22 protein-coding genes are annotated in these 26,584 nt (G+C 64.2%); 10 read left to right on the top strand and 12 right to left on the bottom strand.

The features are described 5' to 3' along the window. Positions 1 to 156 precede the first annotated feature (156 nt). Positions 157 to 1,986, top strand: a complete 1,830-nt coding sequence (gene typA / locus ACWPM1_RS03790; protein ID WP_455693507.1) for a translational GTPase TypA — start codon at positions 157 to 159, stop codon at positions 1,984 to 1,986. Between the two features lie 28 nt (positions 1,987 to 2,014). Here the strand turns inward: typA and ACWPM1_RS03785 are convergent, their stop codons facing one another. After that, complete coding sequence (locus ACWPM1_RS03785) at positions 2,015 to 2,428, bottom strand: hypothetical protein (RefSeq protein WP_455693506.1); 414 nt, start codon at positions 2,426 to 2,428, stop codon at positions 2,015 to 2,017. Then, positions 2,422 to 3,282, bottom strand: a complete 861-nt coding sequence (locus ACWPM1_RS03780) for a hypothetical protein (RefSeq protein WP_455693505.1) — start codon at positions 3,280 to 3,282, stop codon at positions 2,422 to 2,424. The genes ACWPM1_RS03785 and ACWPM1_RS03780 overlap by 7 nt, the downstream gene beginning before the upstream one ends. Before the next feature lie 254 nt (positions 3,283 to 3,536). Between ACWPM1_RS03780 and ACWPM1_RS03775 the strand changes: the two genes are divergently transcribed. The 3 genes from ACWPM1_RS03775 (at position 3,537) to ACWPM1_RS03765 (ending at position 6,976) form a co-directional block, all read left to right on the top strand. Continuing rightward, complete coding sequence (locus ACWPM1_RS03775; protein ID WP_455693504.1) at positions 3,537 to 5,333, top strand: hypothetical protein; 1,797 nt, start codon at positions 3,537 to 3,539, stop codon at positions 5,331 to 5,333. A 26-nt stretch (positions 5,334 to 5,359) separates the two neighbouring features. Beyond that, positions 5,360 to 5,821, top strand: coding sequence for a YecA family protein (locus ACWPM1_RS03770; RefSeq protein ID WP_455693503.1), 462 nt, complete (start codon positions 5,360 to 5,362; stop codon positions 5,819 to 5,821). A 162-nt stretch (positions 5,822 to 5,983) separates the two neighbouring features. After that, positions 5,984 to 6,976, top strand: coding sequence for a hypothetical protein (locus ACWPM1_RS03765; RefSeq protein WP_455693502.1), 993 nt, complete (start codon positions 5,984 to 5,986; stop codon positions 6,974 to 6,976). Here the strand turns inward: ACWPM1_RS03765 and ACWPM1_RS03760 are convergent. Continuing rightward, positions 6,973 to 9,435, bottom strand: a complete 2,463-nt coding sequence (locus tag ACWPM1_RS03760; RefSeq protein ID WP_455693501.1) for an ATP-binding protein — start codon at positions 9,433 to 9,435, stop codon at positions 6,973 to 6,975. The two genes, ACWPM1_RS03765 and ACWPM1_RS03760, sit on opposite strands and share 4 nt — an antisense overlap. 67 nt (positions 9,436 to 9,502) lie before the next feature. Then, positions 9,503 to 10,981 carry an ATPase domain-containing protein gene (locus ACWPM1_RS03755; protein ID WP_455693500.1) on the bottom strand — a complete coding sequence of 493 codons (1,479 nt, stop codon included), beginning with the start codon at positions 10,979 to 10,981 and terminating at the stop codon, positions 9,503 to 9,505. A gap of 298 nt (positions 10,982 to 11,279) precedes the next feature. Between ACWPM1_RS03755 and putP the strand changes: the two genes are divergently transcribed. Both putP and ACWPM1_RS03745 read left to right on the top strand, forming a co-directional pair. Continuing rightward, positions 11,280 to 12,725, top strand: coding sequence for a sodium/proline symporter PutP (putP, locus tag ACWPM1_RS03750; protein WP_455693499.1), 1,446 nt, complete (start codon positions 11,280 to 11,282; stop codon positions 12,723 to 12,725). Positions 12,726 to 12,760: 35 nt separating this feature from the next. Beyond that, positions 12,761 to 13,426: an extensin family protein gene (locus tag ACWPM1_RS03745; RefSeq protein ID WP_455693498.1), complete on the top strand. Its 666-nt coding sequence runs from the start codon at positions 12,761 to 12,763 to the stop codon at positions 13,424 to 13,426. 1 nt (position 13,427) lies between these two features. On the opposite strand, the gene ACWPM1_RS03740 is transcribed toward ACWPM1_RS03745, so the two are convergent. The 7 genes from ACWPM1_RS03740 to ACWPM1_RS03710 form a co-directional block, all read right to left on the bottom strand. Beyond that, positions 13,428 to 14,030, bottom strand: coding sequence for a response regulator transcription factor (locus ACWPM1_RS03740; RefSeq protein WP_455693497.1), 603 nt, complete (start codon positions 14,028 to 14,030; stop codon positions 13,428 to 13,430). A 157-nt stretch (positions 14,031 to 14,187) separates the two neighbouring features. Beyond that, a complete protein-coding gene (locus ACWPM1_RS03735) occupies positions 14,188 to 14,946 on the bottom strand; it encodes a peptidase (RefSeq protein ID WP_455693496.1) in 759 nt (252 codons plus the stop codon). 61 nt (positions 14,947 to 15,007) lie between these two features. Continuing rightward, the gene (locus tag ACWPM1_RS03730; RefSeq protein WP_455693495.1) at positions 15,008 to 15,823 is read right to left on the bottom strand and encodes a transglutaminase family protein; all 816 of its coding nucleotides are present in this window, start codon (positions 15,821 to 15,823) and stop codon (positions 15,008 to 15,010) included. A 4-nt stretch (positions 15,824 to 15,827) separates the two neighbouring features. Beyond that, positions 15,828 to 16,772, bottom strand: coding sequence for an alpha-E domain-containing protein (locus ACWPM1_RS03725; RefSeq protein WP_455693494.1), 945 nt, complete (start codon positions 16,770 to 16,772; stop codon positions 15,828 to 15,830). After that, positions 16,772 to 18,208: a circularly permuted type 2 ATP-grasp protein gene (locus ACWPM1_RS03720; protein WP_455693493.1), complete on the bottom strand. Its 1,437-nt coding sequence runs from the start codon at positions 18,206 to 18,208 to the stop codon at positions 16,772 to 16,774. Before ACWPM1_RS03720 ends, ACWPM1_RS03725 begins: the two co-directional genes overlap by 1 nt. Positions 18,209 to 18,258: 50 nt before the next feature. Next, complete coding sequence (locus ACWPM1_RS03715; protein WP_455693492.1) at positions 18,259 to 19,023, bottom strand: esterase/lipase family protein; 765 nt, start codon at positions 19,021 to 19,023, stop codon at positions 18,259 to 18,261. Between the two features lie 64 nt (positions 19,024 to 19,087). Next, positions 19,088 to 19,636, bottom strand: coding sequence for a DUF3617 domain-containing protein (locus ACWPM1_RS03710; RefSeq protein WP_455693491.1), 549 nt, complete (start codon positions 19,634 to 19,636; stop codon positions 19,088 to 19,090). A gap of 154 nt (positions 19,637 to 19,790) precedes the next feature. Between ACWPM1_RS03710 and ACWPM1_RS03705 the strand changes: the two genes are divergently transcribed. From ACWPM1_RS03705 to ACWPM1_RS03695, 3 genes are all read left to right on the top strand, one after another. Then, positions 19,791 to 20,381 carry an ankyrin repeat domain-containing protein gene (locus tag ACWPM1_RS03705; RefSeq protein WP_455693490.1) on the top strand — a complete coding sequence of 197 codons (591 nt, stop codon included), beginning with the start codon at positions 19,791 to 19,793 and terminating at the stop codon, positions 20,379 to 20,381. 70 nt (positions 20,382 to 20,451) lie between these two features. Next, positions 20,452 to 22,647, top strand: coding sequence for an excinuclease ABC subunit UvrB (uvrB, locus tag ACWPM1_RS03700; RefSeq protein ID WP_455693489.1), 2,196 nt, complete (start codon positions 20,452 to 20,454; stop codon positions 22,645 to 22,647). A gap of 84 nt (positions 22,648 to 22,731) precedes the next feature. Next, positions 22,732 to 23,322, top strand: coding sequence for a hypothetical protein (locus ACWPM1_RS03695; protein WP_455693488.1), 591 nt, complete (start codon positions 22,732 to 22,734; stop codon positions 23,320 to 23,322). Here ACWPM1_RS03695 and ACWPM1_RS03690 read toward each other — a convergent pair. Further along, complete coding sequence (locus ACWPM1_RS03690; RefSeq protein WP_455693487.1) at positions 23,273 to 25,288, bottom strand: protein-disulfide reductase DsbD family protein; 2,016 nt, start codon at positions 25,286 to 25,288, stop codon at positions 23,273 to 23,275. The genes ACWPM1_RS03695 and ACWPM1_RS03690 overlap by 50 nt on opposite strands. Positions 25,289 to 25,367: 79 nt before the next feature. Between ACWPM1_RS03690 and ACWPM1_RS03685 the strand changes: the two genes are divergently transcribed. Continuing rightward, entirely contained in the window at positions 25,368 to 26,582 is a 1,215-nt protein-coding gene (locus ACWPM1_RS03685) for a UbiH/UbiF/VisC/COQ6 family ubiquinone biosynthesis hydroxylase (RefSeq protein WP_455693486.1), read from the top strand. Positions 26,583 to 26,584 lie beyond the last annotated feature (2 nt).

Here is a 26,584-nt window from a genome sequence, read left to right as displayed (position 1 = left end):
CGCATATGCCGGCTCAAGCGCACTTGTCGAATGCGGTCAGTTGCTTGTCGACCTGTGGCGCGGGCGACACAGCTGCCCTTGCCCCGGAGGCCGCGCTCGGCTAGGGGCGCGCCCGACTTCGCGATCACCCGCGTCCAATCCAAGAGACCCGTCCAGATGAACCTTCGCAACGTGGCGATTATTGCCCACGTCGACCATGGCAAGACCACGCTCGTCGACCAGCTTTTCCGCCAGTCCGGCACTTTCCGCGACAACCAGCGCGTTGAAGAAAGAGCTATGGATTCCAATGACTTGGAGAAGGAGCGTGGCATCACGATCCTGGCCAAGTGCACGTCGGTCGAGTGGACCCCGCCCGGCGGCGAGACGACGCACATCAACATCGTCGACACGCCGGGCCACGCCGACTTCGGCGGCGAGGTGGAGCGCATCCTCTCGATGGTCGACGGCGTCATCCTGTTGGTCGACAGCTCCGAAGGGGCGATGCCGCAGACCAAGTTCGTCACCGGCAAAGCGCTCGCGCTGGGCCTCAGGCCGATCGTCGTGGTCAACAAGATCGACCGGCCCGACGAGCGCATCCAGGAAGTGCTCGACGAAGTGTTCGATCTCTTCGTCAGCCTCGACGCGAGCGACGAGCAACTCGATTTCCCGGTCCTCTACGCCAGCGGGCGCAACGGCTACGCCAACGACAACCCGGACCTGCGCGAAGGCACGCTGACGCCGCTGTTCCAGAAGATCGTCGACCACGTTCCCCCGCCCGAGGCGGACTTCGACGGGCCGTTCAAGTTTCTCGTCACCCTGCTCGATCGCGACAACTTCCTCGGCCGCATCCTCACCGGCAAGGTCCAGTCGGGCACGGTCAAGGTCAACTCGCCGATCCACGCGCTCGATAACGACGGCAAGATCGTCGAGACCGGCCGCGCCTCCAAGCTGCTCGCCTTCCGCGGGCTCGAGCGGGTGCCGGTCGAGGAAGCGCGCGCGGGCGACATCGTCTCGATCGCCGGCCTCGCGGTGGCGACCGTTTCCAACACCATCGCCGACCCGGCCGTTACCGAGCCGCTCCACGCCCAGCCGATCGACCCGCCGACGCTGTCGATGCGGTTCGCGGTCAACGACAGCCCGTTCGCCGGGCGCGAGGGGACCAAGGTCACCAGCCGCATGATCCGCGACCGGCTGGAGCGCGAGGCCGAGAGCAACGTCGCCATCCGCGTCACCGAAAGCGCCGACAAGGACAGCTTCGAGGTCGCCGGCCGTGGCGAGCTCCAGCTGGGCGTGCTGATCGAGACGATGCGCCGTGAAGGCTTCGAGCTCGGCATCAGCCGCCCGCGCGTGCTCTACCGCCAGGACGACAGCGGCAACCGCACCGAGCCTTACGAGACCGTCGTGATCGACGTCGACGACGAGCACAGCGGAACGGTCGTCGAGAAGATGGCCAACCGCAAGGGCGAGATGACCGACATGCGCCCGAGCGGCGGCGGCAAGACCCGGATCACCTTCTCGGCCCCGAGCCGCGGCCTCATCGGCTACCACGGCGAATTCCTCTCCGACACGCGCGGCACCGGGATCATGAACCGGTTGTTCGAGAAGTACGGCCCCTACAAGGGCCCGATCGAAGGCCGCGCCAACGGCGTGCTGATCTCCAACGGCACCGGCGAGGCGGTCGGCTACGCGCTCAATATGCTGGAAGAGCGCGGCAGCCTGTTCGTGCGCCCGCAGGAGAAGATCTACGAAGGCATGCTGATCGGCGAGAACGCCAAGCCGGACGACCTCGAGGTCAACCCGATGAAGTCCAAACAGCTGACCAACTTCCGCTCGACCGGCAAGGACGACGCCATCCGCCTCACCCCGCCCCGCGTGATGACGCTGGAACAGGCGATCGCCTACATCGACGACGACGAGATGGTCGAGGTGACGCCGAAGAGCATCCGGCTGCGGAAGGCGATTTTGGACCCGCATGAGCGGAAGAAGGCGCGGCGGAAGGACGCGTAGTAAACCGGAACCGCGTCGCTCGGACCGCTCAAAAGACGTCTATCCGTTCTTCTCGCAACCATTTAGGCGCCTTTACGCCTTCCGCGCCCGGTAGCTCAGACAGCACCGTGCGCAGCTCAGTCAACGATTGGAAGATCGACCGAAGCACATCGCGGCGTTGCTCGTGAAAATCCTTTGAAAAACTGTTCTTGCGAAAGCGGTGGGCGGGATGCTGTCGTCCCGATCTCACTGCCCGAAGAGGTCCGACGATCTGATAAACTTTGGCCTCGATATCCGGGCCACTGAGAGTAGCTTCCAGCCATTCACGGAGAAGTGCCAGAGTTCCCTTCTGAACGACAATGATCTTGCCATCGTTGCGATGCACTTCTCGCTCTAACGCAACGGCACCTTCAAAGAATGCGGCATCGATGTTGTCAGATAGTATCTTATCCCAGCTCAGCATAAATAGATCAAATTTTCCGCACTTGGGACAAGAAATGCGGACAAATCGAAGGGGAGATCGGAGGTCAGAAGTCGACGAAAGAGTGACCGTCCTACGCTCGATAAGGCAAGTGCGTTTATGAGTCGCATCTCTTCCGAAATGGCATGGCGAATTGACCTGTTGCTCCAAAAATCTCCGATGATCGCCGACCGATAATACGGATCGGATATTCGAACGGGCTTTTCCGTGCGGAAGCTATTCCAAGACTGTTGATGCTCGGGTGTCAAGTTCGCCAGGTAGCGATTGAATGCGACCACGTAAGGCAGGTCATCTTCGTCAAAGCCCAAACCAAAGGACTGAACACTTATTTTGTCGCGGTCCGGGAAGGCATCATCCTCGTAGGCCGCGCTTGTCACGCACATCGTGCCGACATAATCCTGAAACGTCAGGTCAAAGCGTGGATCCATACGATAGCGCCCAAGTACCGCAAGATCGAACGCTGCATAATTGAGTTGGGCTTCACCTAGTAACATCGCACGCGAAAAAGGTTTGTCGCGCAGCCACTCATCGGCCACAGCCTCTCTCAACACCAGTCTCGTTGGATATAGACAGATTGTTTCCAACCCCTCTGTATCAAGCAGCTCCAATTGCTTGTTGCGGCCCAACTCGGGCATGCGCTTGATGTGAGGATTGAGGTCTACATTCGCAAACACGCAGTCTAGGCGCTCATCGGCCACCAAAGCTGCAATCTCTTGCCTTGAGCCAGCAGGTAGTCCGCATTGCGCGAGCGCGAGATCGGCACGAACGCCGTTAAACGATCCACGCAGCCCAGATTCGATGAAGAATGAAAGGGCCAGATCGAAGAGCTCGGTCATCGCGCGTCCTTGCTTCGAAACAGTGCGCACCTCACGCTTTTATGACAGTGTGGGCTGGCTGGCCGCTACGAGGCCAGCAGTATCCATTTGAGTCGGGTTGTGAAATGGGCCGTCAACGGAAAAGTGGCAAAACGCGCGGACGAAAACCGGACGACTATTTCTCACATGGCCCACTTGAGTTTGCCCGATTTGGCCGGGTTATGGTCGCGCGAAACAACGCGACTGAGAGCCAGCATCGCGAAATCCAAGCGAGAATGGCAGCTGCTTATCCTGGTATTGTGCAAGACATCGATGCTTTGGTCGCATCGATTGCGGCGCGCGTTTCGCGCCTTCCTCCTCTGCGGCTGCTTCATCGGGCGTGGTGGGAGCATAGCGCCGCTGTCATCATGAACGGGTCGGATGCTGCGGCGCAGACTGAGGCATTGAGAATGCTCGACTATGTTCAGAGCGTCATCGTCTCAGTTCCGCCCAGCCCTGATCAAGCCGACGACGTGAATGAGGAGGAGTGGCAGACCCTTAGAGGGGACGTTGCTAAACTTTTCGAGACATTAGCGTGGTCCTTTCAAGTGGCATCATCAGCCCACAACAAGGCTATGACGCCCGACCTCGATATGGCGCTTGAGGAGTTCCGAGTTCGGGCGGAACTCATGTGGGTTCATGTCCGCGGCCGCCGCTATCAACTACACGAGCGGCAGGCGCTGATTGATGTAATCACGCCGCATAGCGATATTCTAGAAAAGCTTTTCGGGATTAGCGCCGGTGCGCTGATTGCCGAACTCGACAAGATTCTCGGCAAGCTCACTCGCGGTCTCCAGGAATTGTACCAGGAGCTGGAAGAGGTGCGGGATCGCACGCTCGCTCGCATGGAGGAGGTGATCAACGAAGGCGACTTCGAAAACGTTGAAGCCGTTCGGGAGAAGGTTTTCGAGGACGATGATCTGAGGGAAGCCAATGCGCGCGTCGCTCGGGGGTTCGTTGCGTACGATCTCTTCGATGTCGAACTTGTCACGAACTTGCCTCGAACCCTAGTTGACGAATTGAGCTATGAGCCCGGCGAAGACGAGGAGTTTTTCGCTCCAGGTGACTTCTCTGGCTGGCCGTTGCGTCAATGGCCAGTGATGAAGCGACCATTCATTCGCGTTGAAGGCCGAACTTATTGCTTTGACATGTTTTCGCTTTTCGACAATTTTTACCGCGTGTTGCAGAGGGCAATTTTCAGAATATACCCTGAATATAGATCAGACTGGAATGATCGACAAAAAACGGTATCCGAAAAGTTGCCGTTTGAATACTTCGAGAAGTTGCTCCCAGGGCCAACTATATATAACCCTGTATATTATCGATGGAGAACCGGCGAAGGTCCAGCGCAGTGGCATGAGGCAGATGGTCTCCTCATCTATGACGACTACTTGTTTGTAGTCGAGGTCAAGGCAGGAGCGTTTACCTACACTTCGCCCTCCACTGACCTTAAGGCGCACATCGAGTCGCTTCGGAACCTGGTGCTCGGACCCGCACGTCAGGGCAGCAGGTTTGTCGATTATCTTGAGAGCGCTGACGTGATAACGATCCACGATGCGGAACACCGCGAAGTCGGTCGGCTAAGCCGCGGACAGTTCCGCAAAATTTCCATTTGCACGGTGACACTCGATCCATTCACAGAATTGGCTGCGCGCGCACAGCACCTGCGAAACGTCGGATTGGATATTGGGCAAAGGCCAATCTGGGCCCTCTCAATCGATGATCTGCGGGCCTATGTCGATCTATTCGACGATCCATTGACCTTCCTCCATTATGCTGAACAGCGAACTGAGGCGGCGAACTCGGAACTCATCGAGCTAGATGATGAACTCGATCACCTAGGTATGTATCTCGTTGAAAATCAATATGTTCGTTATGCAACGGAGTTGCGCGGGCGAGACAAGTCAAAGATCGATTTTCATGGTTATCGGACTGATATCGATCGTTATTTCAGCGAACTAATCCAGGGCGAGTCTCCCCCACATCCAAGGCAGAAGATGCCGGAGCGGATCAGCGAAATCGTTCGAAACTGAGTGAGAGCGGAAAGCCTGGCCGCTCTATGCTCGCAAGCTTTCTTCTCGATGCTGCGGGAGATCACCGGGAAGCAATTTCGAAAGCAATCGATGACGCTTTAATGGACCACGAGAAGCTTGGCCGAGTGCGCCCTTTCTCGAGCTATGGCGAGCACGCCTTCACAATGTTTGTTTGGTCTCCCCTCGTTCCCCGCGATGCCATCGTTGCATTGATCCACACACAAAACGTTGTCGGACAGTCGGGGGAAGAACATCGCCTGCTTATCGAGATTGAATGTGATGGAAGTGGAGCGATTTGCGAAGTCCATTGGCGATGGGTAAGCCTTCAGGGGCTCCCGAACGAAGAAGCAGCGCGACATTTGGAAGCGGGCCGCCGCCTCGGCCAGCGGCGGGTTGAATTGGCGAAAGCTCGTGGGAAGATCGGGGTCAATCAGCAATGTCCGTGTGGGAGCGGAAAGAAATTCAAACGGTGCCACGGACGACGCTAGCTTCAGAGCAAAGGTAGGAAAACTTCGCCGCGGCAAGCCGTGTCGTCGAAGGGCTCGGCTCTGCACACGCCCGAAAACACTTTCCTACACACCCCCACCTCTCGCATACGCTGATCGATTCGCCTTTTGTTCCGAACCGTCCAGCCACCCCAGGGGTCCACCTTGTCCCAACCCAAGCCCCCGGCCCCCAAGCGCCGCCCCCGCACGCCGAAGAACGCCTTTGCCCTCCCCGCTCGCCCCGAGGGCGCGCCGCCCGTCCCGGCGTTCACCCCCGTTCCGCGCGCGACCTATCGCCATGACGGGTGGACGCCCGAGCGGCAGCGGGCGTTCATCGGGGCGCTTGCCGATACCGGATGCGTCAGCCGGGCGGCGCGGATGGTCAATATGGCGCAGGCCAATTGCTACACCCTGCGCCGCTCGCCCGGAGCCGAGGAGTTCCGCCGCGCGTGGGACGCGGCGCTCGATTGCGGGCTGCAGCAGATGAAGGACATCGCCTTCGAACGCGCGATCGAGGGCGAGCTGATCCCGGTGTTCGCGAACGGCAAGCACATGGGCTTCCGCCGCAAGCGCAACGACGCGCTGCTGATGTTCTGCCTGCGCCACTACGGCAAGGACGCCGCGGGCAAGCGGACCACGATCAACTACTTCTCTTCGCGGGCGAGCGCCCAAGCGGGCAGTCTCGCGGTGGCGGGATCGGGCGAAGGCGGCGCGGCGGCGGGCGCGGAAGCCTCGCACACCACGGTGACGACGGTGATCACCGGCGGCGGCGCGGGCGAGGCCGGCGGCGAGGAGCGCGCGGCGCGGGCGGACAAGGCCGCGGCGGCGGTCGAGGGGTTCGCGGGGATGGCGCTCGACGACGAGGCGCGGGCCGAGATCATGGCCGCGCTCGAAGCCTGCGCGGCGCGCGAGCAGGCGGTGGAGGCGGCCTACGCGCGCGGCCCGGGCCAGGGCTTCGAGCTCGCCGCCGAGGACTCCACCGGCGAGGATTACCTGGCGCTGCCGCACGGCGCGCTGCCCTGGCAGGGCACGTTCGAGCCGGCGGTGCAGTACGAAGAAGTGGAGATGGCCGAAGGCGAGGCGCACTGGACCCAGATCGGCCAGGAAATGCCCGACTGGGCGGTCGCCCCGCCCGCCGGGAACGGGGAGAAGCGCTAGCCGGCGGTCAGCTCCTGCACGCGGGCGGCGAGCGTTTCGATCTCGAACGGCTTGGTCAGGAGGTGCATCCCCGGCTCGAGCTGGCGGCCGCCGATCACCGCGTTCTCGGCGTAGCCGGTGATGAACAGGATCTTGAGGTCGGGCAGGCGGGAGCGCGCCGCCTCGGCGAGCTGGCGGCCGTTCATGCCCTTGGGCAGGCCGACGTCGGTGATCAGCAGGTCGAGCGGGGGCGCGGTCTCGAGCACTGTCAGCGCCTCGTGCCCGTCGCCCGCCTCGATCGTGTGGAACCCGCGCTCCGCCAGGGCATCGGTGATGAGCGCGCGGATGATGAACTCGTCCTCCACCACCATCACCGTGCCGTGCCCGTCCGCCGAACGGCCCACGTCCGCCGCGCGCGGCTCTTCGGAAGCGCCGGCCTCCTCGAAGGCGCGCGGGAAGTAGAGCGCCAGGGTGGTGCCCTTGCCGGGGGTCGAGCGGATGCTGACCTGGCCGCCCGACTGGCGCACGAAGCCGTAGATCATCGACAGGCCCAGCCCCGTCCCCTCGCCCAGCGGCTTGGTGGTGTAGAACGGGTCGAAGGCGCGCTCGATCGTCTCCGGCGACATGCCGGTGCCGGTGTCGCTGACGGTCGTCACCACGAAGTCGCCGGGGCTGAGGCCGAGCTCGCGGGCCTCCGGTTCGGCGAGGGTGCGGTTCTCGGTGTCGATACGGATGGTGCCGCCATCGGGCATCGCGTCGCGCGCGTTGATGCTGGCGTTGAGAAGCGCGTTCTCGAACTGGTTGGGATCGATCAGCGTCGTCCAGACGGCCGCGTCGCCGCCGATCCGGATCTCGATCGAAGGGCCGACGGTGCGGCTCAGGAACTCGGAGGTATTGCGGATCAGCTGGCCGATGTCGCTCGGCTTGGGATCGAGGGTCTGCCGTCTCGAGAAGGCCAGCAGGCGATGGGTCAGCGCGGCCGCGCGGGTCACCCCGGTCTGCGCCATCTCGAGATACTTGCCAACCTCGTCCGTCCGCCCCTGGTCGATCCGGCGGGCGATAAGCTCCATGCTCCCCGAGATGCCGGTCAGCAGGTTATTGAAGTCGTGCGCGATGCCCCCGGTCAGCTGGCCGACCGCTTCCATCTTCTGCGCCTGCCGCAGCTGCTCCTGCGCGGCTTCGAACTCGCGGGTGCGCTCGGCCACCTGCTGTTCGAGCGATTCCGCCAGCTTGGCCAGCGCGGCCTCCGCCACGCGCCGCTCGATCGCCGCTTGGGTGCGGTCGGCAACGTCCCGCACGAACGCCAACTCGTCGTCGGTCCAGACATGCGCGTCGCGGTGGTTGAGATAGAGCAGCGCGACGAAGTTCTCGTGATCGATCAGCGGCATGTTGAGCACCGCGCGCGCATGGATCGCTTCGAGTGCGGCGGCGGTCTCGGCCGTCCGGGGATCGACGCGCGCATCGGCGATCGCGACGGTTTCCCCGCGCTTGAGGTTCTCGATGTACGAGCCGTAGTCGCGGAAATGCAGCACGCCGGCGAGACTCTCGGTGCCAGGCTGGTTCCAGTCGCGATCGATGCGGATGGTCTCCGCCACCGGATCGATGATGCCATACCCCGCGCGGCTGACGTCGATCGTCTCGCCCAAAATCCTGGCCGCGAGATAGGACATGTCGGCCGGCTCGACGAGTTGGCGTAGTCCGTCGCCCAGGGTCAGCAGCGCGGCCCTGCGGCTTTCCCGCCGCCGGCTCACGGTAACGTCGCGCGTCACGCCGACCATGCGCGCCGGCTTGCCGCCGGGGGCAAACTCGAGCCGGCCGTTCACCTGCACCCAATGCGTCGACCCGTCAGGCCAGACGGTGCGGTACTCGACGTCGTAATCGGTCCGCGTCTCGATCGCCCGCCGCACCGCCTCGAGCATGCGCGGCCGGTCGGCTGGGTGGATGGATGCGAGAAAGTTTTGGTAAGTGAATGGATCGTCCGCGCCGCGGCCGTAATGCGCCTTGCCCTCCGGCGAGACCGTCAGAGCATCGGTCTTGAGCTCGATCGACCAGGCGCCCAGCCCGCCCGCGACCAGCGCCAGGCGCAGCCGACCCTCCCCTTCGCGGATGTCTTCCAGCCTCGCTCGCGCATCGTACTGCCGCATGCGGGCACGCAATGCCGCTCTCGCCAGGCTGACGAGGGTTGTCGGGTGGAAGGGCCGCTCGAGAAACGTTACGTTGCCGAGAACCTCGAGCATCTGCGTCGCGACCGGATTGCGTTCGAGGCCGCCGCCTCGCCCGGTCAGGACGATAAAGGGGAAGTCCGACCACTCATCCTGGTCGGCGATGAACCGGGAGAGCGCCTGAAGGCCGCCGTCGCGCAAGGCTTCTTCGGTGGCGATGGCAAAGCCCGCGCCTTCGCGCAGCGTGTTCGCGAAGGACGCCGCATCCTCCGCGACACGCGTATCAAAGCCCGCTTCCCGCAGGATGAGTTCGGCCACCGCTGCGTCGCGCCCTACTGGCGCCAGGATGACGGCAGCCTTCGATAGGGTTCGGTTCAAGAGGCGGTCACGCTTCGGTTGGATCGAGTAGCGGGGCCTCTTCGCCCACAATGTGCGGCACGCCGCGGAGCACGCCCTGGAACTCCGTCAGCGGCTCGCCCAGCGTGATCCCGTTCGGCCCGATCATGTATTCCCGGATAGTGTCTTCGTGCGCACCGGTGCGCTTCTTCACGACCGATATCGCGCGCCGCACCCGCCCCTTGGCCTCGAAATACCGCAGGAGGATAACGGTATCGGCGAGGTAGGTCACGTCGACCGGCGTTTTCATGTCGCCGACCAAGCCGTGCTGGGCGATGGTGAGGAAGGTCGTCGCGCCTTGGCGATTAAGGTACTGGAGCAACTCGTGCATGTGCAGCACGAGGGCCTGCTCTTCGGGCATGGCGGACTGGAATCCGTTGAGGCTGTCGATCACCACTGTCCTCGCACCGTGCTGCTCGACGCACATCCGCACACGCTCGGAGAACTCGCCCGGAGTCAGTTCGGCCGCGTCGATTTGTTCGATGGTGAGGCCGCCCGAGCCAACCAAATCCTGGAGATCGATGCCAAGGCCCTTGGCCCGGTCGAACAGCAAGCCGAGCTCTTCATCGAAGACGAACATGACAGCGTGCTCGCCGCGCTGGACCGCGGATTTGATAAAGCCGAGCGTGAACAGCGATTTGCCGGTGCCGGCGGGACCGAGAATGAGGTTGCTCGCGCCCCGCTCCAGGCCGCCTCCGAGCAGATCGTTGAGTCTGGAGTTCTCAACCGGGACGGTCTCGCGCACGAAGGTGGTGCGATGCTCGGCCGCGACGAGACGCGGAAAGACTCGCACCCCGCCGGTTTCGATCACGAAATCGTGATAACCGCCGCGGTAGCGCCGACCCCGATACTTGAGAACGCGAAGCCTGCGCCTTTCCGGACCGTAATCGGGCGACAGTTCCTCAAGCCGGATTACGCAGTGGGCCACGCTGTGAACGGTCTTGTCCATCGCATCGGCCGTCAGGTCGTCCAGCATCAGCACGGTGGCATCGCTGTGCGCGAAGTAGTGTTTCAAGGCCAGGATCTGGCGTCGGTACCGCAGCGAGCTTTGCGCCAGCAGCCGGATTTCCGACAGACTGTCGAGTACGATCCGGGTGGGTTTGACCTTTTCGAACGCATCGAAGATCCGCCGCGTCGCTTCACCGAGCTCAAGGTCGGATGAATAGAGCAGGCTCTGTTGCTGTTCCGGATCGAGCAGGCTTTCGGGCGGGACGAGTTCGTAAACTTCAAAGTTTTCGCCGAACTTCCAGCCATGGGATTCGGCGCTCGCGCGCAGTTCCTCGGCAGTTTCCGACAGGGTGACATAGAGACCGCGCTCACCCGCGTCGGCGCCGGCCATCAGGAACTGGCTGGCGATCGTGGTCTTGCCGGTGCCGGGGCTCCCCTCGAGCAGGAACAAGCGGCCGCGGGCCAATCCTCCTGCGAGGATGTCGTCGAGCCCCTGTACGCCTGTCGAACAGTTGTTCATTCGATTCTCTCGCAGCGATCGTCTTGAATTCATTGGCGATGCGGTCAAAATCGCCAGCGTGCAAGCTTCTCGTTGACCATCGCCGTCCCGGCTCGGTCGTTAAAAAGGGCGTTCCGAAGAACGCCCTTTCCCCTTTTCGAAACCCCGCCTGCGACCCGCAGGGCTGTACATCCGATGGAGCTCAAACGGCCCGCCGACAGGGTGCGTTCCGGCCAGCCGCGCAAAGGTTTCGAACTGTGCCTTTCCTGCAACATCGAGGTCGATAGCCAAGATGATGCGCCGATGATAGCACCCCGCCATGCAGACCGGCGTCCTTGTTTCTCTCGCACTCTATTTCATCCTCATGCTGGCGATCGGCGTATACGCCTGGCGGAAATCCTCTGCCGACAGCGAGGGTTACCTTCTCGCCGGGCGCGACCTGTCGCCGTCGGTTACCGCGCTCTCGGCCGGGGCCTCAGACATGTCCGGATGGCTCCTGTTGGGGCTTCCCGGCGCGCTTTACGCCAGCGGACTGGTCGAAGCCTGGATCGCCATCGGGCTATTTGTCGGAGCCCTCGTGAACTGGATCGTGGTGGCGCCCAGACTGCGCCGCCAAACCGAGGAGCTGGGCGACGCCCTGACAATCCCAGAATTTCTCGGCAACCGCTTTCCCAACAAAGCCGTGGCGCTGCGCTTGACCAGCGCCATCATCGTGGTGGTGTTCTTCACCGTCTACACCGCGGCCGGGATGGTTGGAGGGGGCAAGCTGTTCGAAATGGCCTTCGGCGGGCAATACATGACCGGCGTCTGGGTCACCGCCGGCGTGGTCATCGTCTACACCATGATTGGCGGCTTTCTCGCGGTTAGCCTGACCGACTTCGTGCAGGGCATCATCATGTTCGCCGCACTGGTGATCATGCCGCTGGTGATCCTGTTCGGTAGTGACGCAGAGCTGGCGACAGTGCCCCAGGAGGGGTTCCTGAGCCTGACGAACGGCCTGACCTTCGCGGGATGGCTGTCCGCGGTGACGTGGGGGCTCGGCTATTTCGGGCAACCGCACATCATCGTGCGCTTCATGGCGATCCGCTCGGTCGAAGAGATGCCCGCCGCGCGCAACATCGCCATGGCGTGGATGGGCGTATGCCTCTTGGGAGCAATCGGCGTGGGGTTGGCGGGCCGCGCCTACGTGCAGGGCAACGGCATCGTGCTCGAGGATCCCGAAACGGTGTTCATCTTGCTCGCCAACCTTTTGTTCCACCCGCTCGTGACCGGTTTCCTCTACGCGGCGCTGCTGGCAGCGATCATGAGCACGATAAGCTCCCAGTTGCTCGTTTCCTCAAGCTCGTTGACCGAGGATTTCTACAGGCTGTTCCTGCGCAAGCAGGCGGGCGAGCGCGAAGCGGTGATGGTCGGGCGGATCAGTGTGCTTCTGGTCGCGCTGATGGGCATGGCCATCGCCGCCGATCCGGATAGCCGGGTGCTTGGCCTCGTCGCGCATGCCTGGGCAGGCTTCGGCGCGGCGTTCGGGCCGATGATCGTGCTGGCCCTCACCTGGCGGCGAATGACCGGAGCGGGTGCCGTCGCGGGACTGGTGACGGGCGCACTGGTGGTAATCGGCTGGATCGCGCTGGGTTGGGACAAGTCGCTCCTCGGCGGACCGGGCGTGTACGAGATCATGCCGGGCTTCCTCGCCTCCTCGCTCGCGATCATTCTGGTGAGCCGGCGTAGGGCACCCGCGCCCGCCCCAGCACCGACGCTGCATTAGGTTCCTGTTAACCAAGCCAAGCGACACTGGCGGACGTGCTCCGCCGCCTCGCCTCGCTTGCCCTGCTCGCGCTCTCCGCCTGTGGCTCGCTGGTCCCCGAGAGCAACGCCCCGTCTCGGCCGCAGAGCCAGGCCGCACCCCGCGCAGTCGCGCTTGCCCCGGCGAACCGGCTGTGCCTCGGCGAACTGGGCGCCCGGGGGGCGAACTTCACCGCTGTGCCCGACCGGTTCTACGGAGCTGGGTGCTCGACGGTGGGTACGGTCGATCTTGCGGCGCTTCAGGGCGACGACACGCGCTTCGCCTTATCGAACCTGGGGCCCGTATCCTGCCCGCTGGCGGAGACCCTGGCAGCATGGGTGCGCTTCGGTGTCGACCGTGCAGCCCGCGAAGTGCTCGGCAGCGCGCTCGCTCGCATTGAGACCATGGGCAGCTACTCGTGCCGTGACGTGGCCGGTAGCGGGCGGCGTTCGGCGCACGCGACAGCCAACGCCGTGGACATATCCGCTTTCATTCTCGCCGACGGGAGGCGAATAAGCGTTCTGGGCGACTGGAGCATGGGTAATCCCGGCAAGCAGCGCTTCCTGCGCCTCGTGCACGCCAGCGCCTGCAAGCGCTTCGGCACGATACTGGGGCCCGAATACAATGCCTCTCACCGCGATCACTTTCACCTGGAAGCGACCGGCCGCGGCTTCTGCCGCTAAGCTAGAGCCCCGCCTCGAGGCGAATGCGCACGGCGTCCGCGGAGTGAGCGGCGCCCAGCTTCGCCATCATGTTCGCCCGATGGATCTCGACCGTACGCGGGCTGATCTGCAGTTCGCGCGCGATCGCCTTGTTGCTGCTACCCTGCGCTAGCCAGTCGAGCACTTCGCGCTCGCGAGCAGAGAGGTGGCCTATCCTGCCTCTCGCCTCTATCATTCGCCGCCGGGCCTCCGAATGCTCGCGCGCTTCCTCGTCGATCTGTGCCAGCACGTCGGCCAGGCGCTCAGCCGGGACCGGCAGCGCAAGGTAATCGAGCGCGCCAGCTTTAATTGCCGCGACAACGCGGGTCGTGCCCGGCGCTTCGTCCATTGCGATGAGCGGCAACCATATCCCGCAGCGAGCGAACAGTTCGACCGCCGCTTCCACCCCGCCATGCTCGAAGTCGTCGCGCAAGATGACAATGCCCCGTTGCGGCGGATGCTCGCATATCTCGAGAAGGTCAGCATAAACTTCGGCGTGGTGACCGAGAGAGAATGCCGTGCGCGCGAGCTCTGCCCGTGTCCGCGTGTCCGGGTCGATGAAATGGATGACTTGTCGTTCGTTCATAGTGACCTGCTGGCACCGCGAACACCGACGCGACAATTTCAATTCAATCCGGAATGTCTCCGATTTGCTCGGCTTTCCGCGCGCCTCGCCGATAGCGAATGCGAGACAACGTCCATTTCGGATGCAGTCCTACGGAATTGCCCCGATGCAAAGGAACTTAGGCCTTCTCATTCTCCGACTGGAAGAACGAGTAGTCCGGCAATTCCATAAAGGCGTTCTTCAGCGCCTCGCTCCAACCTGCTGAAATGGCCTGGTAATAGCGGTCTTCGTGGGTGATGCGGCGGTGATGGGTGGCCGAGAACGTGTCGCGCTCTATCACCATCAGGTCGAGCGGTAGCCCGACCGACAGGTTGGCCTTGAGCGTCGAATCGAAGCTAACCATCATCAGCTTGACAGCATCTTCGAAGCTCATCGTGCGGTCGTAGGCGCGGATGAGGATCGGCCGGCCGTACTTGGTTTCTCCGATCTGGAAGAACGGCGTGTCCCAGCTCGCCTCGATGAAATTCCCTTCCGGGTAGATGAGGAACAGCCGCGGCTCCATGCCCTTGATCTGGCCGGCGACAATCATCGAAGCCGTGAAGCGCCCCTGCCCGGCGGGTCCATTGGCCAGTTGGCGGTCGTCGATCGTTTCGCGCAGGAGGCGCCCGACTTCCGTCGCAACCTGAAACATCGTCAGCGCTTCGTAGACGGTGTTGTGCCGTTCTTCAGGCGCCTTGGTTCGCTCCTCGAGCTGGCTGATAACCGCCTGGGTCGTGGCGAGGTTACCGGCGGTCATAAGCGTGATGATCCGCTCGCCCGGCACTTCCCAATGAATCATCTTGCGGAACACCGAGATGTTGTCGACGCCCGAGTTGGTCCGTGTGTCGCTCATCAACACGAGGCCCTTTTCGAGCACCATCCCCACGCAATAGGTCATGTTCGGACCCCTCCGGCCGGCGTCTGGTCAACAATAGAGTGTAATCAAACCATCGCGAGGGTCACTGTTCCTGGCGCTGCTGTTCCACAGCCACGGCGACGTGGAGGTCTTCGGTCGCGGTCCCGAAGACAATTCCGGTGATCGGCGCGGCATCGCGATAATCCCGCCCGGTGGCAACCCGCACGTAGCGCGGATCGGGGCTGATGCCGTTGGATACGTCAAAGCCGACCCAACCGAGCCCGTCGACATGCGCCTCGGCCCAGGCATGCGTTGCTTCCTGCTCGATGCGGTCGTTCATCATGAGATAGCCCGAGACATATCGCGCCGGGATGCCGACGCTGCGTGCAGCGCTGATGAAGATATGCGCATGGTCCTGGCACACGCCGCAGCCCAGTTCGATCGCCTGCTCGGCAGTGGTGGTGACCCCTGTCGATCCGGTCACATAGGCCACTTCCCCCCGCACCGCGGAAGACAAGGCGTGCAGAAACTCAAGCCGCCGGCCTTCCGAGAAATCGAGCGAGCGGACAAGCTGGCGCAGCCGCGGACCGGGCCGGGTCAGCGTCGTCTGACCGGTAAAGCACCACAACGGCAGATGGCCGGAGTGCCGACCGATTACGCCAGCGTGATCCTGCGTCTCGACCGTGCCGTGGCAAGTGACGGTGACCTCGCGCGCGCCCGGCTCGACCGAGACCAAGGTCACGATGTTGTGATGCTGGTCCTCATATTCGAGCTCAGCTTTCGCGTTGACGAATTTCATCGCCCAGTCGAGCACGACTTGTCCCTGAGTATGCTTAGGTGTCAGCCGGAGCCGCTGGAGCGCGTGCGCCACCGGGGCCGCAAAAGTGTACTTGGTTGTGTGGCGGATCGCGAGACGCATTGCGCTAACCGAGGAACCGGTAGTCGGCGGCGATGGCGCGAGCAATCTCGACGTTGGCACGCTCGAATTCGGTGAGGAATTCGTGCAGCCCCTTGTCGAATACCTGCTCCACCGTGAGGTCGCCGAGCATGGTCGAAGACTGGCGGATCAAGGTACTGCTGTGCCCCTCATGACCGTGGAAGCGGGCCAGCCAGCCGAGATGCTCGCGTAGCCGCGTGTGACTATAGGCCAGGCTGCGCGGAAAGCGCTCGTCGAGGATCAGGAACTCGACGATTCCCCGCGGGTCGGCCTGCCCGGCGTTAAGCCAGCGATAGGCTCGGTCACCCGAAACCGATCGCAGGACATGATCCCACTGCCCGCTGTCCAGCGTGGTCCCGACATAGCTCAACGACGGCAGCAGCAGGTAGTACTTCATGTCGAGGATCCGGGCGGTGTTGTCAGCCCGCTCGACAAACGTCCCGGTATTGGCGAAGTTGTACCCGGCGTCGCGCAGCATCGAGTTGACCATCGCCCCGTGCGCCAGCGTACCCGCCCGACGGATCATGGCGATGATGCTGCCTACCGTACCCTGCCCGACGGGGCGCGAGAGCGCCTCGTCGATCTGCATCCAGCTCTCGTTGACGACGCTCCATAGCTCGCCCGAGATGGCGTTGCGCACCAAGCGGGCGTTGGTGCGAACCTGGCGCATCATGGCAAGGACGCTGCCGTTGTTGTCCTTGTCGCGCAGAATGTGGTTCCACACCTGGATGCCGGTGAAAGTGCCGTGCTTTGCGCGATAGGCGCGACTTTGCCCGGCTGCATGGATCACCGAGCGCCATTCCTGTTCGGCGGTCACCAGGTCGCGGGTGAGCGCCATCCGCAAACCCGCTTCGAGCAGGCGCGCGGTGTTCTCTGCCCGCTCGAGGTAGCGGAACATCCAGAACAGGTGGTTGGCGGTACGGCCCAGCATCAGTCTTTGAGCACCCAGGTGTCCTTGGTGCCCCCACCTTGCGAGGAGTTCACCACCAGGCTGCCCCTCTTGAGCGCCACGCGAGTGAGCCCGCCGGGGGTGATCTCGATGCCCTCGGGCGAAACCAGGACGAACGGCCGCAGGTCGACGTGCCGCGGCGATAGCCCAGCGCGCGCGAAAACCGGACACGTGCTGAGCGCCAGCGTCGGCTGGGCGATATAGTTTTCGGGGTGGGCGACGAGCTTCTTGCGGAAATCCTCGATCTCGCGCCGCGTCGAGGTTGGTCCGACGAGCATGCCGTATCCGCCCGAGCCGTGGACTTCCTTGACCACCAGCTGCCCCAGGTTATCGAGCACGTACTTTAGGCTGTCCGCGTCGGCACAGCGAAAGGTTTCGACGTTGGGCAACAGCGGCTTCTCGCCGGTGTAGAACTCGACGATCTCGGGCATGAACGAATAGATCGCCTTATCATCGGCGATGCCGGTCCCCGGCGCGTTCGCGATGGTGATGCCGCCGCTCCGATAGACGTCCATGATCCCGGGCACGCCGAGGACGCTGTTCGGGTTGAAGCTGAGCGGATCGAGATAATCGTCATCGACCCGGCGATAGAGCACGTCGATCGGCTGGTAGCCCCCGGTCGTGCGCATCGCGACCCGGCCATCGATCACCCGCAGGTCCGTTCCCTCCACCAGCTCGGCGCCCATCTGGTCGGCGAGGAAGGCATGCTCGTAGTAGGCGCTGTTGTAGATGCCGGGGGTCAACACGGCGACGACGGGCTTGCCGCCGGCTTTCTTGGGTGCACAGGCCGCGAGGCTGCGGGCAAGCTTCCTCGGGTAATCGCTTACTGTCTCCACCCCGACGCGCGTGAACAGCTCCGGAAACATCGCCATCATCGTTTCACGGTTCTCGAGCATGTACGAGACGCCGCTAGGGGTGCGGGCATTGTCCTCCAGGACGAAGAACTCGTTCGTCCCGGTGCGCACGATGTCGATGCCCACGATATGGGTGTAGACCCCGCCCGGGGGCGTGAAGCCTACCATGTCAGGAAGCCACGCCGCGTTGTCCTTGAGCAGCCGCTCGGGCACGCGGCCCGCCCGAATGATCTCCTGCCGGTGATAGAGATCGTGAATGAAGGCATTGAGCGCCCTCACCCGTTGCTCGATGCCTCGGGTGAGCCGGCGCCACTCGGTGGCCGAGATGATCCGCGGGACCATATCGAACGGGATCAGCCGCTCTTCCGCCGCATCCTCGCCGTAGACGTTGAAGGTGATCCCCGTCCGGCGGAACACGCCCTCGGCCTCGCGATCCTTACGCCGGAGCCAGTCGCGGTCCTGTTCCTCGAACCACTTGGAATATCCCGCATATGCCGGACGAATGGAACCGTCCGGCGCCCGCATCTCGTCGAAAAGGGCGGCCTCGCCGCTTACTTGCCCCATGGATGCTTGTTAGACGGGCGAGCGCGAATTGCAGCAACGAAAGTGAATGCTCATTCGGCGTCGAGCTCGCGCAGAACCGCGGCAATCACTTGCGGGTCGTAGGCGAAGCCCATGTGCGTGCACCGCAGGGCTACTTCGCGATCGCGCTCACCCGGGAGGCCCCGCGCCGCCCGCGGGTGGACGATGCCATCGCGAGGGCTCCACAATGCGATCGTTTCGACCGGCGGCTTGCCGGCAAGCTCGACCTCGACCGGGGGTTCCTCGACCCGGTGGCCCGTGACGAAGTGATACGCGCGCCAGACATTGTTGGCGCGCGGGCTCCAAGAAAATGGCGACCCCATCGTGACGACCTTGGCGACGTCCTGTGGGCGCCGCTTGGCGAGCTCCCGGGCGAACAGGCCGCCGAGGCTCCAGCCGACAAGGGCGACCGGCTCGCCATGACGCTCCGCGATGTCGGCGAGCCGGGTTTCCAGCAGAGCGATATTGGCGGCCGTCGGCCCCCAGTTGAACCCGAGCCCCCATCGTTTGACCCGGTGCCCTGCAGCCTCGAGCCGGCGCGCCATATAGCGCATGCGCACAGGGTGCGTGGCGAACCCGGGGAGCAGCATTACGGTGCGCGGCCGCGCCGCGGTGACCGGCTCATGCCGCCGCACCGCGCGGCGAAACGGTTCTACGACCCATTCCAACTCGCCGACCAATCGCCGCAGGGGCGGACCGACGACGCCTTCCGCCCCGTCCTCGCGGGCAAGCGCAACCCGATGCCGGAGCGCTTCGCGGGCGTCCCGCAGATGACCGTAATCGAATCGTGTCGCCAATCGCTCGGCCTCGCTGTTATCCTGCCCATCAACGCGGGGGCGAGGCGCGGGTTTCATGAAGGGCTCAGGGACAGTCGCCGACGCGCTGAGAGTCCATTTTCATTTCCATCCGCATCTCGCCGCCGGGCAGCATGGCTGCCTTCTGCACCATTTTCATCTGCATCGACGAGCTTTCCGCACCGGCTGTTCCGGCGAGCGCGATGTCCGCGGCGACGCCTTGAGGACCCTTGCAGGTCAGCGCCGCGTCGATCTCGTCCCCATCGACGGCGAATTGGCCGAACTCGCACTTCATCTCCCCGCTGCCTTCGGTCATCTTGCGGATCGATTCCTCGAAGCCCTTCCCCGCTTCCTGTTCGGTGAGGCAATACGTGCTTGCCTGCGCGGAGGCGTTGCCCATCATCGACTTCAGCTGCTCAGCTTGTTGCGCGGGCAAGCCGGGTACCGAGAATTCGAGCAATTCGACCGACGTGCGGTACTGGCCGGGCAGCGGCTTCGCCAGCTCGCCGGCCTCCGCGATAACTTCATCCGCAGTCCTGGGCTCTTTCTTCTCTTCGCCGCAGGCGGCGAGGATCAAGAAGGCGGCTGAGGCCGTCAGGGCGGTTCGAAACATCATGCCGATCTCTTTCTCGGGTATCTACCAGACAGCCGCAGGCTATCCCATGAAACGGTGCTCGTCATCCGAAGACGTGAAAGTCGCGTTCTTCCAATATCTTTGAACCGCTGTCCGCTAACCGCCGAGCTGCTAGCTGAAGCTACGGGGGTCGCGAATGAAAAGGATTTTGAGTGCGGTGGCGCTTGCCGCCGCGGTGGCAACGGGGTTGCAGTTCGCCTATCCGATCGCGACGCCCGCCATGGCGCAGGCCGACCCGTTCGACAGCGCCCGTTATTACATCGGCATCAAGCAGAACGAAAAGGCCCTCGAGCTGATCGACAGCGGAGCGTTCACGATCGACCAGGGCAATTACGAAGGCTGGACGATGCTGCACTACGCGGCGGAGGCCGGTAATCTCGAGATGGTCAAAGCCTTGCTCGAGCGCGGGGCGGACCCCACGCTCAAGACAAAATACGGGTCATTACCTTACGAGGTTGCCGGGAGCACGATGGTAAAGGCCGCAATCGCTTCGGCCGTCGAAGCGAAGACCGGTATCAACCCGATGGCTCCGGCAAAGCCCGCCTTCAGCCCCCGCCCGGCGGCGGCAGCCAGCACGAGCGCCTCAGCGTCGGCGACAAAGAGCCCGCGGGAAAAGCTTTGCGAGCAGCGGTGGTATTCCAGCCAGGCGCTGTGTTCCGACAGCACCTGCAAGATGCGCGAATATCGCAAATGGCAGACCTGCCTCAAGACCGGATCCTACTACTGACGTCCTGATATCGGCGGATCGCAGCGCGGAAGGCTGGAACAAAACAGCATCCGCGCCCATATGGCTGGATATGGCTGAACTCGTCATCCGCCGCGGGCTGGAAGAGCCCGACACTTCCGAAAAATTCGTCCCCCACAAGCCGGCCCGGCCCGAAAAATCCATGGGCGGACGGCGGTTCGAGCTCGTCAGCGATTACCAACCTGCGGGCGACCAGCCGACCGCGATCTCCGAGCTGGTGGCCAGCGCGCGCGACGGGGAGCAGACGCAAGTGCTGCTGGGCGTTACCGGCAGCGGCAAGACCTTCACCATGGCCAAGGTGATCGAGGAGCTGCAGCGCCCCGCGCTCGTGCTCGCACCGAACAAGATCCTCGCTGCACAGCTCTATGGCGAATTCAAGAGCTTCTTCCCGAACAACGCGGTCGAGTATTTCGTCAGCTACTACGACTACTACCAGCCAGAGGCCTACGTGCCGCGGTCGGACACCTACATCGAGAAGGAAAGCTCGGTTAACGAGGCGATCGACCGTATGCGCCACTCGGCCACCCGCGCGCTACTCGAACGCGACGACGTGATCATCGTCGCCTCAGTCTCGTGCCTTTACGGCATCGGTTCGGTCGAGACGTATTCGGCGATGATTTTCGACCTCAAGAAGGGCGAAAGCGTCGACCAGCGTGAAATCATCAGGAAGCTGGTTGCCCTCCAGTACAAGCGCAACGACGCCGCTTTCCAGCGCGGCAACTTCCGGGTGCGCGGCGACAGCCTGGAAATCTATCCCAGCCACTACGAGGATATGGCCTGGCGGGTCAGTTTCTTTGGCGACGAGATCGAGGGGATCGCTGAATTCGACCCGTTGACCGGGCAGAAGGGGGCAAGCCTCAACTCGGTGCGGGTCTACGCCAACAGCCACTACGTGACGCCGGGCCCTACGATGAAACAGGCCAGCCAGGCAATCAGGTTCGAGCTCGAAGAACGGCTGAAGGAATTGCAAGGCGAAGGCCGCCTGCTCGAAGCCCAACGGCTGGAGCAGCGCACCAACTTCGACCTGGAAATGATCAATGCCACCGGCTCTTGCGCCGGTATCGAGAACTACAGCCGCTTCCTCACCGGCCGCCTGCCGGGCGAACCGCCGCCGACGCTGTTCGAATACCTGCCTGAAAACGCGCTGCTGTTCGTCGACGAAAGCCACCAGACAGTGCCGCAGATCGGCGCGATGGCGAAGGGCGACCATCGCCGCAAGATCACGCTGGCCGAATACGGCTTTCGCCTGCCGAGCTGCATCGACAACCGCCCGCTTCGCTTCAACGAATGGGATGCGATGCGCCCGCAGACGTTTGCGGTCAGCGCGACGCCAGGCACCTGGGAGATGGAGCAGACCGGCGGCGTGTTCGCCGAGCAGGTGATCCGCCCGACCGGGCTAATCGATCCGCCGGTCGAGATCCGGCCTGTCGAGGACCAGGTGCAAGACTGCATCGCCGAGTGCAAGGCGACCGCGCAGAAGGGTTACAGGACACTCGTAACCACGCTCACCAAGCGGATGGCCGAGGACCTGACCGAGTTCATGCACGAGCAGGGCGTGCGCGTGCGCTACATGCACTCCGACGTGGAGACCTTGGAGCGCATCGAGCTGATCCGCGACCTGCGCCTCGGCGTGTACGACGTGCTGATCGGCATCAACCTCCTGCGCGAGGGGCTCGACATCCCCGAGTGCGGGCTGGTCTGCATCCTCGATGCGGACAAGGAAGGTTTCCTCCGCTCAGAAACCTCGCTGATCCAGACTATCGGCCGCGCGGCGCGCAACGTCGATTCCAAGGTCATCCTCTATGCCGACCGGATCACCGGCAGCATGGAGCGGGCGATGGCGGAGACAGAACGTCGGCGGGCCAAGCAGGAGGAATTCAACGCCGAGCACGGCATCACGCCGACCACGATCATCCGCGGCATCCAGGATATCGTTGCGCACACCGCCAGCCGCGACAGCGTGCTGATCGACACTGGCGATCCAGAGCGCAACAATCTCGTCGGTCACAACTTGCGCGCCTACATCCAGGACCTCGAGAAACGGATGCGTGCCGCCGCCGCCGACCTCGAATTCGAGGAAGCCGGGCGACTTCGCGACGAAATCCGGCGGCTCGAGTCCGACGAACTCGGGCTACCGGACGCGGAGAAGAAAGCGCCGATCGTGGGTCGCAGTAACGAAGGCAAGCCGGGCACGCGCAAGGACCGGTTTGGCAAGACGCGCTACAAGAAGATGCACGGCCGGCCGTAGAGAAGGTCACCGTCGGCGGCACGACGGGCCGGTTTCTCGTCAGGTTTGCGAGTCAGATTGACGTCTTGCGTTTACCCTGTGTGGATGCGCTGCCATAGCGCCCGCCCAATGGTTGCCCGTTCGATTGCCATGGTCGCGTTTGCCTTGCTCGCCGCCTGCCGCCCGCCGGCCAGCGACGGCTATGTGGAGCGCATCGCCCTCGACGATGCGCACAAGGGGCCGCAGGTGATGATGACCTCGCCCGATACGACGGACGCGGTTTGGGCCGCCAGCGCGGCTCCCGGTCGTATCGTCTTCGGGCAGCCGGGTAGCCCACCGCTGTTGGCGATCGAATGCGCCGATGGCGGAAACATGCTCAAGGTCACCCGCTACGCCCCGACCGATCCCGGCGCCAAGGGCATGATGGCGCTCGTTGGCAACGGCCATGTCGAGCGGCTGAAGGTGGACGCCCTCGCGCTGGGAGAAAATCGCGGCTCGCTGTGGCAAGGGCGCTTCACGCCGCAGGATACCCGCCTCGATGCCCTGACCGGCGGGCGGCGTTTCGAACTGACCATCCCGGGTGCGGGGACTCTCGTGCTTCACCCGAGCCCGATGCCCGGGGAGCTGATCGAGCGCTGCCGCCGGCTCAAGGGACCGGCGGTGGGCGTGGTCCCGGCGACCCCTGCGCCAGATTGACGAGTGCGTCGGGCGTCAGCACCTGCGGCAGCGTTCGGGCGTCGCCGCCCGCGGGGTACCACAAGTAAAGCGGCACGCCCGCAGCCCCGTGGCGCGACAGGAAGCGAGTGATTTCCGGATCGCGGCGGGTCCAGTCGCCGACCATCGCGACGACGCCGGCTTTCTTGAAGGCTTCGCGCGTCGCCTCGCGCTCGATGGCGACGCGCTCGTTGACCTTGCAGCTCAGGCACCAGTCCGCGGTGAACCACACGAATACCGGCCGACCCGTGGCCCGCGCCGCAGCGAGGCGCGCCTCGCTGAACTGCTGGGCGGGCATCACGCCCTGCTCCCGCTCCATCGAGGGCCGATTGGTGAGTGCGGCCGGCAGTGCGACGGCCGCGAAAACGGCGAACGGGGCGGCGAGCAACGCGAAAGTAGGCGCCGCCCGCCCCCCGCTCCGCTGCCGCTTGCCAGCGGCCCATAGCGCGAGCACCAGCCCGCCGGAGGCGACGACCCCGGCGATAGCGAACCATGGGCCGCCGAGGCGCCAGCACAGCCAGATCAGCGCGAGCGCAGTGAGCCCCATGGGAAGGGCCATCCAGTGCCGAAAACGCTCCATCCAGGGTCCGGGCCTTGGCAGCAGTCGCCGTAGGGGGGGAATGAGCCCCAGCAGCAGGAAGGGCAGCGCCAGCCCCAATCCAAGCGCGGCGAACAGCAGCAGCGCCTGCAGCGGAGGCAGAAGGAGCGCCGCACCCATCGCCGCAGCCATGAACGGGCCGGTGCAGGGGGTGGCGACGAATGCCGCCAACAGCCCGGTCGCGAAGGCGCCGGCCGGCTCGCCGCCCCGTGTAACCGGTAGCGACGGTAGCTCGAACAGTCCGGCCAGGTTCGCCGTGATCGCCACCGCCAGGAGCAGCAGCGCGACCACCACTGCCGGCTCCTGCAACTGGAACGCCCAGCCGACCATCTCCCCAGCCGAGCGAAGGGCGAGCAGCAAGGCGCCCAGCGCCAGCGTCGCCATGATCACGCCGGTGGTATAGGCGAGCCCTTCCGCGCGGGCTTTGGCGTCGCTCTCGCCGGCCCGGGCGAGGCTCAGCGCCTTGAGGCTCAGAATCGGAAACACGCACGGCATCACATTGAGCAGCAACCCGCCCGCAAGCGCCCCCACGATCAGCAGCCACAGGTCAGGGGCGGCCTGACCGCCGGTGAGCTTGCGCACCGGGATGCCATTCGCCGGCACGGGACCAGGCTCGGCAACAAAGCGCACGCCGTTGCGATCGCCGAGCGACAGGATGCCCTCCATTTCCGAAGGGGTGACGACCGTGTCGGCCAGCGGCACTTCCGCCACCAGCAGATCGCCGTCGCGCGAGAACGTCTGCACCGCGGCGTATTTCACGAGGTCGCGCGGGCCGACGAAGACATGCGGATCGGGAAGGTCCATCGACGCCGGTAGCGGGATCGCGATGCGCAGGTACCGTCCATCGATCTCGTAGCTTCCGCGCGCATCGAGGAGCGCGGGGATTGCTGCTCGCCAGGCATCGAACGAGCCACTGGGCCCCGGCTGCGACAGGTCGAGAACGAGCCGCGCCCGCTCGGGCACGCAAATCTTGTCCGTGCAGGCGAGCCATTGGGCATCGAGAGCGATCGGGACGATATTCTGCACCGCCGCTTGGACCGGAACGGCCACCTCCACGAGCACCGCGTAGGGCCCCTCGTAGACGTGGTTCATCAGGCCGCCGATGACCAGACGCTGCGGCACAGGGTACCGGGGCTCGCCGGCACGCCAGCCATCCGGAAGCTGCCACTTCAATTCCATTCCATAGCCCGCGTCGCCCGGGTTCGACCAATAGCCGTGCCACCCCGGTTGGGGGTCGAACGCGATCGCCAGCGTCAGCGGTTTGCCAGGCGAAGCCGGTCCATCAGCGACGAGGCGCGCGGCAATGTGGTTGGTGCGCGACTGGGCAACCACGGTCGCGGGCAGCAGCACGGCCAAAAGCGCGCAGAGGGAGGCCAACAGGGGCAATAACCTTGCGCGCATGGTGGCGCCGGCTCTACGGCGCACGGATATGAACGACAAGCGCGACCTCGTGATCCTCGGCGGCGGACTGGTCGGCATGACTCTCGCCCTTACGGCGGCACGAAAAGGCATCTCGAGCCACGTCGTCGACCGCGCCGACCCTGCCGAGTTGACCGCGGAAGGTTTCGATGGCCGCGCCAGCGCGATCTCCACCGCCAGCTGGAACCTGTTCGGGAACATCGGGCTGGCAGAGAGACTGGAGCGCTACGCCTGCCCCATCGAGCGGATCGCTGTGAGCGATCAGTTGAAGCCCGGCGAGATCGATTTCGTCCCCGAGCCGCACGAGGGCTCGCTGGGCCGGATGTTCGAGAATCGCCGCTTGCGCTTGGCGCTCTATGAGGCAGCGGAAGGCGACCCGCTGATCGACTTCCACCAACGCGCGGAGGTAGTCGAGCGCGAGCGAGGCCCGCATGGCGTCGCGGTTCGGCTGGCTGACGGCTCCGCCCTCGCCGGAAGTCTGCTGGTCGCCGCCGAAGGCCGCCGCTCCCCCACGCGCGAAGCCGCCGGCATCGCGGTGGCGACCTGGGACTACCGCCACCGGGCTATCGTAGCAGGGCTCACACACTCGCAGCCGCACGGCGGCACCGCATGGGAGATATTCTGGCCGGCCGGTCCGTTCGCCCTGCTGCCGATGCAGGACAGCGCCGAGGGGCTGCACCGCAGCGCGCTGGTGTGGACTGTGAGTGAGCAGGATGCCGCCGGCGTCCTCAAGCTCGGCGAGCGCGCGTTCCACGCCGAAGTGGTCAGGCGCATGGGCGACATACTCGGCGAAGTGACTGCGATCGGTCCGCGCGCATCCTACCCGCTCGGCTTTCATCACACCGCGACCGTGGTCGGCGACCGGCTCGCGCTGGTCGGCGACGCCGCGCATGGCATCCATCCGATCGCCGGCCAGGGGCTTAACCTCGGCCTGCGCGACGTTGGCGCCCTCGTGGAGGTGCTCGCGGACGGCATGCGTCTGGGGCTTGAGCCGGGCGACGCGCAGCTGCTCGCCCGCTATGAGCGGTGGCGCGGGCTCGATGCGTTCTCTGTGGCGCTGGCGACCGACAGCCTCACCCGCCTGTTCGGGATTCCCGGCAAGACCGCGAGCGCGATCAGGCGGCTCGGGATGGCAGGCGTTCAGCGCGCTGCCCCATTGAAACACTGGTTCATGGATGAGGCGCGTGGGGTATCCGGCGCCTTGCCGGAATTGCTCAAGGGCTGAGG

This window comes from Tsuneonella sp. HG249 (assembly GCF_053819205.1).
This window is presented reverse-complemented; position numbering and strand designations above follow the sequence as displayed.